Below are 15,917 nucleotides of genomic sequence, written 5' to 3'. Positions count from 1 at the left end.
TGATACCGGCGCCCCTTCGTTTACCATTCAGACGGATTGATCCGCTTGTTTCTCTGTATTTCTTTGACTCCCTTGTCTGACTGAAAAAACAGCAAAAACGATCGTAAGGGTCAGTCCGACCGCCGCAAAAATATAATCCGCATTCATCAACAGCAGAAGCCCTGTGTAGACAGCGGCAGACAGCGGTTCACCCATTTTGACAATGGAAAAAATCAGTGCAAAAACCCTTCCGAAATATGCGGCCGGAACCGTCTTTTGGAAATACAGCACCGTTTGCACATCAATATACGAGATGATGATGCCAAGCACCAGGAAAATGATGCACTCAAACCCGTGAAGCGGAAAAAACAGCACCAAAATGAGCAGTCCCGCTGCCGTTAACGTCCGCGGATACAGCCGGTTCAAGCGTTTTGTATTCCATTTGAAAAATACGGCCAGATTGCCCAAAAGCATCCCCGCCTGAAACATTGAATACATGACGGCAAACCATACAGAATAGTTCTGCTGAAAACGTTCCACAGCAAGAATCGGCCCCATTACTGAAATAAGACCGGCAATGACGAGATTTACGACGAAAAAGTATCCGACCGATGTCAGCCATGCCGCATTTCCTTTCAGCATTCTGTAGCCGGCTTTTACATCTTCAGCCCCGTTGCTTTTTTCATTGGGCTGTTCTGAAATACGAATGAACGCGATAAATGCCGCGGAGATAAAAAAAGCAGTTCCGTTTATGGCAAACAGCAGCCCGAACGGAATAGCCGCAATCATGATTCCGCTGATCAGTTTTCCGACGATGAGTCCGATCAAGTCACTCGTATTGATCAGAGATGTCGCCTGATCAAGATGCTGTTTGCGGACGAGCAGCGGAATGATCGCGACTTTCGCCGGCGCAAACAGCATCGATTGCAGAGATAGACAAAAGGCGCACACCCCTGCTATCCACACGGTTAATAAATCGTTCGCGCTGAGCACCGCCAAGAGGATCATGATGACGGCCCGGCCCGTATTGCACAAATACAAGATCGATTTTTTTCGGAATAAATCAATCAGCGGTCCCGCCAGCACGCCAAATGTCAACGGCACGAGTTCGATAAAAGAAATAACGCCGACAAGAATTTTACTGCCGGTCAATTCCAGCACTAACAGCGGCAGTGCAATAAGCCAGATACCGTCCGCCGCTGAAGAAAACACCTGCGCACACCAAAGCTTTGCATAGTTCGGTGTTCGATATGTCATATCAGGCCCTTTTTTGATCCTCGGCATCAGAAACACCGCCGAACCATTCCAGCGTTCTCCATGATTCCCGTCTTTCCGTATAATCCTCTTCCATCACCTCAAATACAATGCCGGTATCTTGATTCCGATAAAGCTCCTGCAAAGTATCGGCAGCCCGTCTCAGCAGCTCCTCAGCGATCGTCCCTTCACTCGGATGGCGGCCCTCAAAACAGCGGACGCCGCCATGCGGGAACGCAAGCTGGCGAAATGAGCTGAAGTGATAATGTTTAATGCTCTCTTTTATCGAGAGAAACTGAAAGAAATCCGGGTATCTCAGCTGGTCATTTCTGAACATAAGCGCGGAAGACAAGTGAGTCTGATAGGTAATCGCCCAATGGCACAGATCCCACGTAATACCGACATGCTTCAGATCCAGCTGAACCAGCTCTGTAAAATCCTCAGGATAAATGAAAATCGGATCAAAATCCTCTCCCAGATTCCCGATGATCGGAAGGTTTTCCACACCGATCCAAATGTCCGTCCCTTTCAGCTGCTCATCAAACTCCGCGAAAAACTCAATGATTTTTTTACGGTTTCCTTCCAGGTCATAGACTTGAAATTCCTCAACCGTCATAAATTGATTCGCATGAACGGTTATGCCTTTGGCGCCGTATTTCACAGCGAGCTCCGCAAAGTGATAAAGCTGTTTTTTGATGTGATCTTCATGCACATAATCGGCATGATCTGTCGGGAAATGCAGCGTCAATAATGAAGGATCAAGCTGTTTTGCATATTCCAGCGTCTGATTGAATGTTTTGAGATAATCCGCTTCACTAAAGGAGCGGCCGTCAAAAATATTGGCTTCCAGACCGTATCCCGCTTCCACCCATTTCTCATCGATTTGCTTCGGATCAAGTCCGAAAAACGGAATTTGAGCAATCATAGGACAGTCACCATGTTCCTCTCACAAGCATAAACGCTTCCGCAGCGGAAAAACCCGATTTTGCTCCCCATACACGGGCATTTTGTTCAATCGCCTGCAAAGAGCGGGGATGAGGGAAGTCTCTGAGCTCGGAACCGTAACACGCCATCGATTTCAATTTCGTTTCAAGCTCGTCTTCAATATTAACGAAGAAATTGGCATGAAACTGATCCTTCTGACAGTAATTCCATTCCGTCGAAGACAATGTTTCATAGGCAAAAACCCGTTTTACCGTATGGCCGGGAAGCGGACGGGTTGCGGTCATGACCCCTCTGAATACGACGGAGTGGTCAATATTAATGTCACCGCCGTACTGGGTATACACAATGTCAGGCTGAAAACGATTGATTTGTTTCTCCGCTTCCTTCACGACATCCAACAAATCCATTGAATCCATTCTGTTATCAGGAAGGTTCAGCCTGACAAAATCATGGATGCCCAAAGTGCTGAGCGCTTGTTCCGTTTCTTGAGCAGAATGCTGCATAACGGACTCTTCAGGCTTCTCATAATCCGTTTTTCTTGATGACTTGCCTTCCGCCATAATGACTGCCGACACGCTGTCACCTTGGCGGACATGTTTGGCGAGCGTGCCGCCGACGCCGATAATTTCATCGTCGGGATGCGCTGCAAATACCATTACTTTCATCATATTGCCCTCCTTTAACTAACATTTCAGCTGTATCCGCTCCGCAGTTCATCAGCATATCAAGCATGGAGAGGTGAGGGATATGCTCCCCGAATAATTGAGGATAGTCAAAATGCCGGATCTGCTGATACTCAATGACAATTCCGTTTCTTTCAAAATCGCTTTCTATTAAATAGTCGGAACCCTGACTGCCTGAATAATAACGATCCGCCCCCAGCTCCCGACAAAGCGCTAAAACAAAATCGCTTTTTTTCTCCTTCCGGCATTCAAGCTCAGAGACATAACAGAGCGGCGTTTCAATTCGGAGCTCTTTTCGGAAAAATTCAATGATGTGCATATTCAAATCATGGAGATATTCCCACTCCCGCTGATAGACATCTTGAAAAAAATGCTGGTACCGCTCAAAATAGGGAGCTTTCGCATAGTTCATCTTAATCGCCATCCAATGTTTTTTCCGCCAATCCTGCGTCTGGTCGATTTTCATATGCCGAAGCTCTATGTCTTTATATTGTTTCATCTGCAAAGGCACCGTCAGCCATCTGGGGCCCTGCGGCGTTTTGATTCTGTTGCGGTTCAGAAACCCTTTTTTCTCAAATTGAGCCGTGTCATGAATGGCAAACAGATCCGACTTATACATTTTTTCAAAAAAACCGTACCACGGCAGATAACTGGATTGATGGCCGCTTATTGTTTTCATTCCGGTTTCGTAAAAAGTCGGCATTGTTTTTCTTCAGCTCCCCAATATCGTTTCGGTCTTGCGATTTCTTTACTGTGTGAATAGCCAAAATCAGCCCATTGAAGCTTGCGGCTGATGGCGAATTGCAAAGCGTCACGCATCAACAAGTAAGAGGCCTGCGCTTTTTTTCCCGCCAGGCTGTTTACATTCTGCCAATAATAGAAATGAGAGCGGTCATAGAGAAAAATACTGCTGCTGATCAGCGTCTCATCCTGATATGCTCCGACCCAAAACATCCGGTCAGCAAACGTGTCAAGCAGTTTTTGGAAAAATCCCTGGCTCAGCACATAAGCCGCGCCGATTGCCGACGTATGCTCTTTGTAGAGGTCATAAAACGCGCCAAGTTCTTGTCGCCCAATCAGCCGGGTGACAATATTCTCTTTTTCAGCGTATCTGACTGCCGTCCGGGCTTTTCCGGAAATGCCCGTCCAAAGTTCGTCAAACGTGTCCGGAAGCGTAAGAATCCGTGTCGCCTTTTCCGTCCACCCTTCCCCGATTTCTTCTGTAAAAGAAGTCTGACCGTACGGCAGCAGCATCCGGGATATGTTCCGGCCGAATATGGCCTCGATTTCACTTTGAAGCCATTCAAATGAGATGGGGCGATCTGAAATAACGCCGCCGTATCCGATCATATTGCCGGATAATACGCCCTTCTGTTCAAAAAGCGGAAGATAGATGACCTGTCCTCCGTCCGTTGTCAGTCTGACAGGGTGAAATGACGTGCCGGGAAGCTCTTCCATGAGAATTCCCCAATCATAGCTTTGAAACAACCCCGCCTGATACATGTCAGCGGCCCGATCCCATACCTGACGGGTCGTGCATACTGCTGTTTTTTGCATAGTTATCACCACTATTCAGTCTTATTCTGTTGCTCACAATATGATAAAACGGATTCGGCTACATATCTGACTTGCTCCTTTTGAAGAGGAGGTTTAAACGGCAGAGAAAGAACTCTTTTCCAAAGCGGATCTTCCCCTTCTTCCGCCGCATATGTTTCATAAATCGGAATACGTTCGAGGGGAAGATAGTTCCAGCATGTTTGGATGCCTCTTTCAGCTAAATAAACGGAACACCCGTACCGCTCTTCATCCCGGGGGAATACAATCGTTAAATAATTCAGATGTTCTCCTTCTTGGGGCTGGATCATCTTTATGCCGTACGTCTCTTCCGCCTTTATAAAGATTTCTCCCGCCGCTTGTAAGTTTCGGAGCGAAGCTGTTACAAGCTGATCCATAAGTGAAAGCTGATCTTCAATAATGGCTTCCCTTGCCGGATGCATGCGAAGCACCGGTACAACAGCCGGTTTATCCGGCAGAGCTTCGAGCTTAGTGGCTTTCATGGAAGGCATGATGCCCGCTTTCCTATAAATATATGAAACGGGATGATGCCGTTTCCGTTTCATAACAGCCTGTATTCTTTGATTTCTGATATAAATTCGATAGTCAGCTGCCACTTGGCTGCGCTGTTCCATCGGGAAATTTGCTTTTTGCCGAAGCCATTCTTTCGGCGCGATTAACGCGCCGCCTCCGATACTCGCAAGCGGTTTTGACGGGCCGAAGCTTAAAACACCGAAATCGCCCAGACCGCCGGCATATGTATCCGCTTGTTTTGTAAACATGGCTTGAGCGGCATCATCAATGACAAAAATACCGTGTTCCTTCGCCCAGTCAATGATGGCGGTATTTTCTCTCCGGCCGTATACGTGCGTGAGGATAACCGCACACGTCTGCCGCGTCGCTCTTTTTTTGACATCCTCAAACGATAAAGAAAGATGCTCATCCAGCTGCGCAAAAACAGGCGTTGCACCGGATTGCAATACGGCATCAATGACATTCGGGCAGCTGAAGGATGAGAAAATCACTTCTTTCCCCGGCCCGGCTCCCGAATAAGTTAAGGCGAGCACCAGTGCCGCACTGCCGCTGGAGGTCAGCACAACCCCTTTTCCGTACCGTTTTTCCAGTTTTTCAGTCAGTCCGCTTTGTCCGCCAGTAAGCAAGTGCTTCACCGCGCGCAGACGGCCCCTGACGGAAAGCTGTCCGGGATAAACGGGATATTTGACTACTTCCGGGTTTTCAGGAAAGTGAAAGTTTGTGCTTTTGTCTTTCATCTTTTATGATCTCCAGGCCTTCATTCAGACTTACTTTTGGAGCGTAACCGAGTAAACGTTTCGCCTTCTCGATTGACGGCGCCCGTTTAAAAATCTCGATGTCTTTTCCCCTCACGCCGTCTTCGCCCAGCTTTTTAAACAGATAGTTATCCTTCTCTCTGCCTGAGAGCACATTGACTTTTTCAGCCAGTTCTTTTATCGTGATCGGCTGGTCGTTCCCGATATTGAAGTCTTCAAAGACGGCCCCTTCATGAATGAGCGCGAGATAAGTTCCGGTGACGATATCACTGATGTAGCTGAAACAGCGTATTTGTCCGCCGTCCCCGTAAAGAGGCAGCTCAGAGCCATTCTCGGCCAGGCTGAAAAACTTGTTGATGACAAAATCCTCGCGCTGTTTCGGCCCGTATACATTAAAGTACCGGACGACCCGAATATGAAGCTCGTCGGATGCCTGTTCTCTCAAATATTCCTCTGATTGCAGTTTGGCTTTTCCGTAAGCCGATTTCGGAAGCTTTCTGCTTGTCTCGGTATAAGGAAAATCAGGTGAATCTCCGAATACTTCTGAGCTCGATGAGAAAAGAAGTGTGCTGATTCCCAATTCACCGCATACCTCGGTGACATTTTTCGTTCCTTCAAAATTAACCCGTATGACGTCTTCTTCATTGCTTCGGCAGCTGTCTACACCGACCATTGCCGCCAAATGGACAACCGCATCCGCTCCCCGCAGTGATTCGCGGAGGGACGTCCGGTCAAGGATATCCGTTTGGCGGTATTCAGTGTCAAAAGCCGGCTCTTTTTGGTCTGCAATAATGGTGTGATAACCTTTAGCCTGTAATAATGCCGCCAATTCGCTTCCGATAAAACCGGCTCCTCCGATAATCGCAATATGTTTCATGATCCTACCTCCTGGCTGATAGTCAAAACTTCTTTTATAGACTTGACAATATAGCTGCAATCCTCATCTGATAACTGGCTGTAAAGAGGCAGTGACACGATCTCCAGGAAAACACGTTCAGTAACCGGAAGCTCGGCCGGAAAATGTTTTTGATAGTAAGGATGCATATGCACGGGAATAAAGTGCACGCTCAGCCCGATCTGTTTTTCTTTCATTTTCTCAATAAACAGATCTCTGTCCATGCCGCCGTTCTCTCGGATCCGCAAAATAAATAAATGCCATGAGTGCGTTATGCCGTTCGGAATGTCAGAAAGCGGAAGCGCTGCTTTGTCAGATTGGCCCGACAGTTCACGTACATAAAATTGAGCGATCTGTGCCCGTTTTTCTTGAATTTCGTTTGCGCGCTTCAATTGAACCAGACCGAGCGCGGCCTGAATATCCGTCATATTATATTTAAAGCCCGGCAGTAACACGTCGTATCTCCAGCTGCCTTTTTCACCGTACCGGTTCCAGGCATTTTTTGTGATGCCGTGCCAGCCGTACAGCCTCGCTCTTTCTGCGGCCTGTTCGTCTTTCATGACGAGGGCTCCGCCTTCCCCCGTTGTAATATTTTTGGTGGCATAAAAGCTGAAGCACACGGCATCACCGTGAGTGCCGATCATGCTTCCGTTATATTTTGTACCGAGCGCATGAGCGGCGTCTTCAATCAGATACAATCCGTTTTCTTTACAAATGGACTGCAAGTTTTCCAGATCAGCCGGATAGCCGGCAAAATGAACCGCAATTACCGCTTTTGTGCGCGGCGTTATTTTCTTCCTGACATCTTCAGGATCGGCACATAGACTTTTCTCGCATATATCCGCAAACACCGGAACGGCTCCGGCGTGCAGGATGACATTGACGCTGGAACAGAACGTGAAGCTCGGCACGATGACTTCATCGCCTTCTCCCACACCGAGCGCCAATAAAGCCATATGTAAGGCAGCGGTTCCTGAATTACAGCTGATGACGTGTTCGGCTCCAATACATTCTCCCAGCTTTTTTTCAAAATCGATTACCTTCGGGCCTTTCGAAATCCAGCCCGACTGAATCGTTTCGGTTACGCTTGCGATTTCTTCGTTTGTCATATCAGGTCTGTGAAAAGAGATAAATCGATTACTAATGACCGTTCCCTCCTATAAAGTGACAACTCTGCAATTGTCGGCTGATTTTTCCCTGCATACATTTCTTGTGTCAAAGATAATCGGTGAGGCATCCTTCAAAATACTGTAGTCGATTACATCGTGATCTGTATGAATGATGATGACGTCGTACTGATTGATTTGTTCTTTTGTGAAAGGGACAGATTGTTTGCGGCTTCCGTCATTCAAGCGGATCTCGCTGATAAACGGATCATGATAATCAATCGCGCATCCCTTGTCCATCAATTCTTCCATTATCGTAAACACTGAGGATTCACGCGGGTCATTTGTATTTTTTTTATAAGCGGCCCCTATTATTAAGATGCTGCATTTGTCTTTGCCCGCCAGTTTCAAAGCATAGTCAGAGACAGAAATCGGCATGTTAGAATTGATTTCGTCCGCCAGATCAATTAATTTTGTCTGCAGCCCTTTTTCATTCGCGATCCATTTGAAGTAAAAAGGATCAATCGGGATACAATGGCCTCCGACTCCGGGGCCAGGGATAAATTTTTGAAAGCCGAACGGCTTCGTGTCCGCCGCGCAGATGACTTCCCATATATCAATATCAAGTTCACGGCAATTAAGCGCCATTTCATTGATAAGAGCTATATTGACATAACGATAAGTATTCTCTAGGAGTTTAGCTGTTTCAGCTACTTCGGGTGAGGTGACCGGGTGAATGCTTGTAACAATGGTGTTGTAAAACGCTGAGGCAAGTTCTGTGCAAGTCTGTGTGGTTCCGCCGACTACTTTAGGAATATCTGAAACTTCATATTGCCTGTTGCCCGGATCGATTCTTTCCGGAGAATAAGCCGTAAAAAAGTCTGTTCCTATTTTCATGCCGCGGCTTGATGCCATTCTGTCGGCAATCTTTTTTTTCGTTGTTCCGGGATAGGTGGTGCTTTCTAAAATTAAAAGCTGATGCTGCCTTCCATAAGCGATCATGCTGTCAACTGCACTGTCGATGTAGGTTAAATCGGGGATCTTGTCTTTTTTGTTCAGGGGTGTCGGCACACATATCACAATGATGTCGCATTTTTGGATGAGCGACATGTCGGCGCTGATTTGAAAGCGTTTTGTTTGTAAAGCCGAGTTCAGTCTGCCGTCCTCTATATCTTGAATATGGCTGCTTCCGGCGGCTAACAAGGAAACCTTTTCACTGTTTTTGTCAAATCCGATAACATTGTATCCTTTATCGACACATTCCAGCGCAAGAGGAAATCCCACATATCCCATGCCTAACACGCCTACTATCGCCTGCTTCGTTTCAATCAGATGTAACAGCCGTTTTTGACCAAGGTTGCTGGCTTCTTTTGTGACAGTATTCATTTTTCGCCCCCTAATAGATAGAAAAGAGTATTGTTTTTTACAATTTAAAACAAATATCGATCGATATCGCAATTATAACAAAAGTTAAAATTTGATAAATGAGTTTTACATCCTTTTGTGAATTAGGTATTATCTATTTATTTTTCTTTTATTTGTAAAATAAAATCCTGTTAAATGGTATATATCTGGTAACGAGTGAGAAAATCTCCCTTAATTGATAGAATATACAGAAAATAATATAAAAAAACAGGCCGAAGCCTGTTTTTTATTCCTTCATTGCCTCAGTTACTGCCGCGGAAACGAGTGCTCCAGCTTTCTCTAGCCGTTCTTTGCTGATGTGTTTCATATTATCATTTTCGGTGTGGTACCAGGGCCCCGGCTCCTGTGTATCGGGGCTGAGCCAAATCCAGTTAGCCGACGGAATCCCCGCTTCATAAAAAGAGACATGGTCTGAGTAACCGAGCTGAATCAGGTTTGGCTTGACCAACCGGGATTTTTCAGCGGCTTTTTCAGCATACCGGACACTCGGGTTTTCCCTGCCGTCAGGAGTCGTGACACACATTTGACTCGCTTCTTCCCAGTCAGTCGCAATCATATCGGCATTAAAATTGGCCCGGCTGTGCTTTCTTTCATTGTTCGTGAGTGTACTGACGTAATAAGATGAACCCGCAGACCATAATTCTTCTGCACCGAACAGGATAAAGCGGATCTCTTTGTCTTTCGGTATATGTTTGAGTTGCTTGCTGATTTCCAGAACGGCAGATGTGCCTGAGGCGTTATCATCCGCTCCGGGCGCGCCTTTTACGCTGTCATAATGCGCTGTGACATAAATAATATCAGCATCAGAAGAGTTGGCCTGTGCCGCTTTGCGCGTTCCTATAATATTTTGTGAGGTGCGGTTTTTATAGTTTTTAAATTGAATGACTGCCTTCTTTTCCTGAAGCAATGCTTCACCGTCTTCTTTTTTCATACCCGCCGCCGGTATCGTGATTCCTTTATCGGTATGCGGACGGACGGCGAGCGGTTTTGTTGTCTGATTATAAATAATGACTGCTTTGGCTCCCGCTTGTTCGGCATGTTTGATCTTTTGAGAAACGGGGATCTTTCCTTCGCGTATCACTGCAATCTTTCCTTTGGCTCCTGTTACGTCATTGCGTGATCCGCAGCCGCCGTCAAAAATCCCGCCTTCTATTTTGAGCTCTTTTTCAACAGCGGATTGATCAGCGGAGCGGAGCGGGAATTCATGATCTCCCGCTGTGACTGAACCTGAAAAGTACTTTTTCAATGGAAATGACTGTACTTTGACACTGGCGCCCTGAGCCCGCAGACGATTCGATATGTATTCAGCCGCTTCCTTTTCTTTCGCAGTTCCGGTTTCCCGCGGACCGATGGTTTCACTCAGATCATGCATAGTGTCCAATGCCTCATCAGCATCAAAAACCGGCGCGGTCACAGTTGAATAAGCATGAGTTTCGGACAGCGGCCCGGCAGACGCGCCCCATATGACGCTTGCTGCCACCGCGGCTGACATAAATGAAAATTTCATCATAATCCCTCCTCTTATTAACACCTCTTCCCTTTCGATTGAAGAACACTGATTCCTTTAAAAAGGGGAAAAATGAATATTATTGACCAAATGAAGATGATGAAAAAGGAGGGAAAAGCCCGGGACCATAAAAAAACGCCGGGAGATATTCTCCCGGCGTCCATTACATTACTTATTTAAGTTATAGAAAGAGTTGATACCGTGGTATTGAGCAGTTTCAGCCAACTGATCTTCGATGCGAAGAAGCTGGTTGTATTTCGCAACACGGTCCGTACGGGACGGAGCACCTGTTTTGATTTGTCCTGCATTAGTTGCCACAGCGATGTCAGCGATTGTGCTGTCTTCAGTTTCACCGGAACGGTGAGAGATAACGGCAGTGTAGCCTGCGCGTTTCGCCATTTCGATCGCATCGAATGTTTCAGTCAATGTACCGATTTGGTTTACTTTGATCAGGATAGAGTTGCCTACGCCGTTTTTGATACCTTCAGCAAGCTTTTTCGTGTTTGTAACGAAAAGGTCGTCACCGACAAGCTGAACTTTTTTGCCAAGACGCTCTGTAAGAAGTTTGTGGCCTTCCCAGTCGTTCTCGTCAAGTCCGTCTTCGATAGAGATGATTGGGTATTTAGAAACCATTTCTTCGTACCAGTCAACCATTTCAGCAGATGTTTTCACAACGCCTTCGCCAGACAGATGGTATTTGCCGTCTTCTTTGTTGTAGAACTCAGAAGATGCAGCATCCATAGCAAGCTTCACTTCTTCGCCAGGTTTGAAGCCGGCTTTTTCGATTGCTTCAACGATTGTTTGAAGCGCTTCTTCGTTAGAACCAAGGTTCGGAGCGAATCCGCCTTCGTCACCTACAGCTGTGTTCATTCCTTTAGCAGAAAGAACTGATTTCAGGCTGTGGAAGATTTGAGCGCCCATGCGAAGCGCTTCACGGAAGTTAGGCGCGCCTACAGGCATAATCATGAATTCTTGAATGTCTACGTTGTTGTCAGCATGCTCTCCGCCGTTTACGATGTTCATCATCGGTACAGGAAGCGTTTTTGAGTTGAATCCTCCAAGGTATTGGTAAAGAGGAATCTGTAAGAAATCAGCAGCTGCGCGCGCACAAGCCATAGATACGCCAAGGATTGCGTTCGCACCGAGTTTGCCTTTGTTTTCAGTACCGTCAAGCTCGATTAAAAGCTGATCGATTGCGTTTTGTTCAGTTACGTCAAAGCCGAGAAGCTCTGGAGCAATGATTTCGTTTACGTTGTTAACAGCAGTTAACACGCCTTTTCCAAGGTAACGGTCTTTGTCGCCGTCACGAAGCTCAACCGCTTCGTATTCACCTGTAGAAGCTCCGCTTGGCACTAATGCGCGGCCGAAAGCTCCTGTTTCTGTATATACTTCAACTTCAACTGTCGGGTTGCCGCGGGAGTCAAGGACTTCGCGTGCATAAACATCAACAATGTATGGCATGAGTTTGTCTCTCCTTTTGATTTACGCTTATTTTTGAATTAAAGATGTTCCGGTCATTTCTTTCGGTTTTTCAACACCGAGAAGGTCTAATAACGTTGGTGCGAGGTCGCCTAGGATTCCGCCTTCGCGCAGCGTCACGCCTTCTTTCGTCACAATGACAGGGACTGGGTTTGTCGTATGGGCAGTGTGCGGTTCGCCTGTTTCTGTAATCAGAATGTCCGCATTACCGTGATCAGCGGTAATGATGGCATGTCCGCCTTTAGCGATAATGGCGTCAACCACTTCGCCTAAGCATTCGTCCACTGCTTCAATTGCTTTAATCGTCGGTTCGACCATTCCGGAGTGGCCGACCATGTCAGGGTTTGCAAAGTTCAGGATGATCGCGTCGTGCTTGTCAGCCGCGATTTCTTTTACAAGAGCATCCTTCACTTCATACGCGCTCATTTCAGGCTTCAGGTCATATGTCGCGACCTTCGGCGAGTTAATGAGGATGCGCTCTTCGCCCGGGAATTCTTCTTCGCGGCCGCCGCTCATAAAGAACGTAACGTGCGGATACTTTTCAGTTTCTGCAATGCGAAGCTGTTTTAACCCGTGCTGTGCTAATACTTCACCGACCGTATTGTCAAGGTTTACCGGTTTAAAAGCCACATATCCGTCAACAGATTCACTGAAGTGAGTCAGGCAGACGAAATACAGGTTTTTCGGATGATTTTCACCGCGGTCGAAATCGCGGAAATCTTTGTTGGTAAACGTGTTTGAAATCTGGATGGCGCGGTCTGGTCTGAAATTATAGAAAATCACAGAATCGCCGTCATGAATTTTCGCAACGGGTTCACCGTTTTCTTTTGTGATGACGGACGGAATGACGAATTCATCATGAATGCCGTTCGCATAAGAATCGTCGACTACATCCATCGCGCTGCGGTAAGACGGGCCTTCGCCGTAAGCCATTGCGCGGTACGCTTTTTCCACACGGTCCCAGCGTTTGTCGCGGTCCATGGAGTAGTAGCGTCCGGAAATGCTGGCGATTTCGCCGACACCGATTTCTTCGATCTGCTCATTCAGCTGCTGAATGTAAGTTTTCGCCGTTTGCGGACCTACATCGCGGCCGTCGAGGAAACCGTGAATATACACCTTCGTCAGTCCTTCACTTTTCGCAAGTTTCAGCAGCGCGAATAAATGATTGATGTGACTGTGTACGCCTCCATCAGAAAGAAGGCCGAACAGGTGCAGCGCTTTGTCGTTGTCTTTCGCGTTTTTGATGGCGTCAAGGAACGTTTGATTGCGTTCGAATTCGCCTTCGCGGATGGCAACGTTCACGCGTGTTAAGCTTTGGTACACAATACGTCCGGCGCCGATATTTAAATGACCGACTTCAGAGTTCCCCATCTGTCCTTCAGGCAGTCCGACTGCTTCGCCTGATGCCGTCAGCGTCTGATGAGGGTATTGGTTCCAATAACGGTCGAAATTCGGTTTTTTCGCTTGTGCGACTGCGTTTCCGACTGTTTCATTGCGTAATCCGAACCCATCAAGAATGATGAGTGCAGCTGGTTTTTTACTCATATTGACCTTCCTCCAATAATTGAACGAATGACTGCGGTTCAAGGCTTGCGCCGCCGACCAAAGCACCGTCAATATCGGACTCTGCCATATATTCTTTAATATTTGCAGGTTTTACGCTGCCGCCGTATTGAATGCGGAGCTTGTCAGCAGTTTCCTGACTGAAGCTTTCAGCAACGACTTTACGGATATGCGCGCAGACGTCGTTTGCATCTTTCGCTGTAGAAGATTTGCCTGTTCCGATTGCCCAGATTGGCTCGTACGCAATAACGGAAGCGGCTACTTGCTCTTCAGAAAGACCCGCAAGCCCTTTTTTCACTTGATCGGCAACAAGATCATTTGTTTTTCCGGCTTCGCGCTCTTCAAGCGTTTCACCTACGCAAATGATCGGCACAATGCCGTGTTTAAAAGCGGCATGCGCTTTTTTGTTAACTGTTTCATCAGTTTCAGCGAACATTTCACGGCGCTCAGAGTGTCCGATGACGCAGTAATCCACGCCAAGGTCTTTCAGAGCGACCGGGCTGATTTCACCTGTGAACGCACCGTTTTCTTCAAAATGCATGTTTTGGGCGCCGACTTTCAGGTCAGTTCCTTTAACAGCAGAAGTCAGCTTTTCTAAGAAAAGAGCTGGTGCGCAAACAACGGCTTCCGCTTTGTCTGCTGCTGGAATGGAAGATTTCACTTCTTCAACGAAGCTGACAGCTTCGCCGAGTGTTTTGTTCATTTTCCAGTTACCGGCTATAATTGGTTTTCTCATCTGTTCCACTTCCTTATAGCAGTTTTTATTTATCGTTCAGCGCAGCTACACCCGGAAGCTCTTTGCCTTCCATGAATTCAAGGGATGCGCCGCCGCCTGTTGAGATATGGCTCATTTTGTCAGCAAGGCCGAATTTTTCAACGGCTGCCGCAGAGTCTCCTCCGCCGATGACAGAGTATGTATCGTTTGCCTCTGCCAATGCTTCAGCCACTGCTTTTGTGCCTTGAGCGAACAAGTCGATTTCGAATACGCCCATAGGTCCGTTCCATACGACAAGTTTGCTGTTTTTGATAACTTCAGCGTACGTTTCGCGGGTTTTCGTTCCGATGTCGATCGCTTCTAAATCACTTGGGATCTCAGAGATCGGCACGATTTGAACGTTTGCATCGTTAGAGAAATCATCAGCAACGAGAACGTCTTCCGGCATATAGAATTTAACGCCTTTTTCTTTCGCGCGGTCCATGAATGATTTTGCAAGTTCGATTTTATCTTCTTCAAGAAGAGATTTACCGACTTCATAGCCAAGCGCTTTTACGAATGTGTAAGCAAGACCTCCGCCGATGATCAGGTTGTCCACTTTATCAAGCAGACTTTCGATTACGCCGATTTTGTCTTTTACTTTCGCGCCGCCGATGATTGCCGTAAACGGGCGCTCAGGATTTGTCACGGCTTTGCCGAGAACGTCAAGCTCTTTTTCCATCAGGAATCCTGCAACCGCCGGCAGATGCTCGGCAATTCCGGCTGTAGATGCGTGAGCACGGTGGGCAGCACCGAATGCGTCATTGACATATACATCCGCAAGCTCAGCAAATGCTTTAGCAAGCTCAGGATCGTTTTTCTCTTCACCAGGGTAGAAACGTACGTTTTCCAATACAAGAACGTCTCCGTCCTTCATATCAGAAATTTGTGCTTTTACAGCATCGCCGTAAGCTTCATCCGCTTTTTTCACTTCTTTTCCGAGCAGTTCGCCTAAGCGTGCAGCGACAGGAGTTAAACGAAGCTCCTCAACCACTTCGCCTTTCGGGCGGCCTAAGTGGCTCGCAAGAAGGACTTTCGCGCCTTGGTCTGCAAGGTGTTTGATTGTTGGAAGCGCAGCTCGGATACGAGTATCGTCTGTTACTTCCCCGTCTTTCATTGGAACGTTAAAGTCAACGCGGCAGAATACGACTTTGCCTTTTACGTCGATGTCTTTTACTGTTTTTTTATTCATGCCTTAGGAGATCCTCCTTCAAAATGGTTTGCATAGCACGAAAAACGTGAAACGTGAAACCGCCTCATGATGCTTCCGCCGCGGGGCAGATTGCAGCTTCCGGGCACGGGGCAGATCGTCTTCTGAGCCAGGGCAGGCGGCTCAGAAAACGAAAGTGCCGCGGAAACTTCAAAACGCGGACGTTCTGCAGCAATCCGGCGCTTTCTGAAAGCCGGTTCTCATGGAAAAAGGGAAAGGGAGTCCGTCCCCTTCCCTTGTCCGCTTTCATTATAGCGTTTCTGTCCGAAAGAAC

The 15,917-nt window shown here is 47.1% G+C and carries 14 protein-coding genes; all 14 read right to left on the bottom strand.

Translation table 11 applies throughout. The features are described from left to right. Positions 1-27: 27 nt before the first annotated feature. A complete protein-coding gene (locus tag C5I45_RS03485) occupies positions 28-1,263 on the bottom strand; it encodes an MFS transporter (RefSeq protein WP_003151636.1) in 1,236 nt (411 codons plus the stop codon). Continuing rightward, entirely contained in the window at positions 1,238-2,158 is a 921-nt protein-coding gene (locus C5I45_RS03480; RefSeq protein WP_015387694.1) for a TIM barrel protein, read from the bottom strand. Before C5I45_RS03480 ends, C5I45_RS03485 begins: the two co-directional genes overlap by 26 nt. A gap of 7 nt (positions 2,159-2,165) precedes the next feature. Continuing rightward, entirely contained in the window at positions 2,166-2,843 is a 678-nt protein-coding gene (locus C5I45_RS03475; RefSeq protein WP_102422560.1) for a PIG-L deacetylase family protein, read from the bottom strand. Beyond that, positions 2,806-3,564 carry a WbqC family protein gene (locus tag C5I45_RS03470; RefSeq protein ID WP_102422561.1) on the bottom strand — a complete coding sequence of 253 codons (759 nt, stop codon included), beginning with the start codon at positions 3,562-3,564 and terminating at the stop codon, positions 2,806-2,808. The genes C5I45_RS03475 and C5I45_RS03470 overlap by 38 nt, the downstream gene beginning before the upstream one ends. Beyond that, positions 3,537-4,418, bottom strand: a complete 882-nt coding sequence (locus C5I45_RS03465) for a GNAT family N-acetyltransferase (RefSeq protein ID WP_077722861.1) — start codon at positions 4,416-4,418, stop codon at positions 3,537-3,539. Before C5I45_RS03465 ends, C5I45_RS03470 begins: the two co-directional genes overlap by 28 nt. A gap of 11 nt (positions 4,419-4,429) precedes the next feature. Then, positions 4,430-5,686, bottom strand: a complete 1,257-nt coding sequence (locus tag C5I45_RS03460; protein WP_107994232.1) for an aminotransferase class V-fold PLP-dependent enzyme — start codon at positions 5,684-5,686, stop codon at positions 4,430-4,432. Next, positions 5,652-6,581 carry an NAD-dependent epimerase/dehydratase family protein gene (locus C5I45_RS03455; RefSeq protein WP_107994231.1) on the bottom strand — a complete coding sequence of 310 codons (930 nt, stop codon included), beginning with the start codon at positions 6,579-6,581 and terminating at the stop codon, positions 5,652-5,654. The genes C5I45_RS03460 and C5I45_RS03455 overlap by 35 nt, the downstream gene beginning before the upstream one ends. Then, on the bottom strand, positions 6,578-7,708 hold the full coding sequence (locus tag C5I45_RS03450; RefSeq protein ID WP_107994230.1) for a DegT/DnrJ/EryC1/StrS family aminotransferase: 1,131 nt from the start codon (positions 7,706-7,708) through the stop codon (positions 6,578-6,580). Before C5I45_RS03450 ends, C5I45_RS03455 begins: the two co-directional genes overlap by 4 nt. Positions 7,709-7,756: 48 nt before the next feature. Next, a complete protein-coding gene (locus C5I45_RS03445) occupies positions 7,757-9,091 on the bottom strand; it encodes a nucleotide sugar dehydrogenase (RefSeq protein ID WP_003151628.1) in 1,335 nt (444 codons plus the stop codon). A gap of 265 nt (positions 9,092-9,356) precedes the next feature. Then, positions 9,357-10,637 (bottom strand): M28 family peptidase, encoded by a 1,281-nt coding sequence (locus tag C5I45_RS03440; RefSeq protein ID WP_043867438.1) that lies wholly within the window; start codon positions 10,635-10,637, stop codon positions 9,357-9,359. A gap of 168 nt (positions 10,638-10,805) precedes the next feature. Continuing rightward, on the bottom strand, positions 10,806-12,098 hold the full coding sequence (gene eno / locus C5I45_RS03435) for a phosphopyruvate hydratase (protein WP_003151625.1): 1,293 nt from the start codon (positions 12,096-12,098) through the stop codon (positions 10,806-10,808). Positions 12,099-12,125: 27 nt separating this feature from the next. Further along, entirely contained in the window at positions 12,126-13,661 is a 1,536-nt protein-coding gene (gene gpmI / locus C5I45_RS03430; protein ID WP_003151620.1) for a 2,3-bisphosphoglycerate-independent phosphoglycerate mutase, read from the bottom strand. Continuing rightward, the gene (gene tpiA, locus C5I45_RS03425) at positions 13,654-14,415 is read right to left on the bottom strand and encodes a triose-phosphate isomerase (protein WP_003151618.1); all 762 of its coding nucleotides are present in this window, start codon (positions 14,413-14,415) and stop codon (positions 13,654-13,656) included. Before tpiA ends, gpmI begins: the two co-directional genes overlap by 8 nt. A 25-nt stretch (positions 14,416-14,440) precedes the next feature. Further along, positions 14,441-15,625: a phosphoglycerate kinase gene (locus tag C5I45_RS03420; RefSeq protein WP_003151616.1), complete on the bottom strand. Its 1,185-nt coding sequence runs from the start codon at positions 15,623-15,625 to the stop codon at positions 14,441-14,443. Positions 15,626-15,917: the final 292 nt, after the last annotated feature.

Source organism: Bacillus sp. ZY-1-1, from assembly GCF_003047165.1.
GTDB classification, from domain to species: Bacteria; Bacillota; Bacilli; order Bacillales; family Bacillaceae; genus Bacillus; species Bacillus velezensis.
This window is presented reverse-complemented; position numbering and strand designations above follow the sequence as displayed.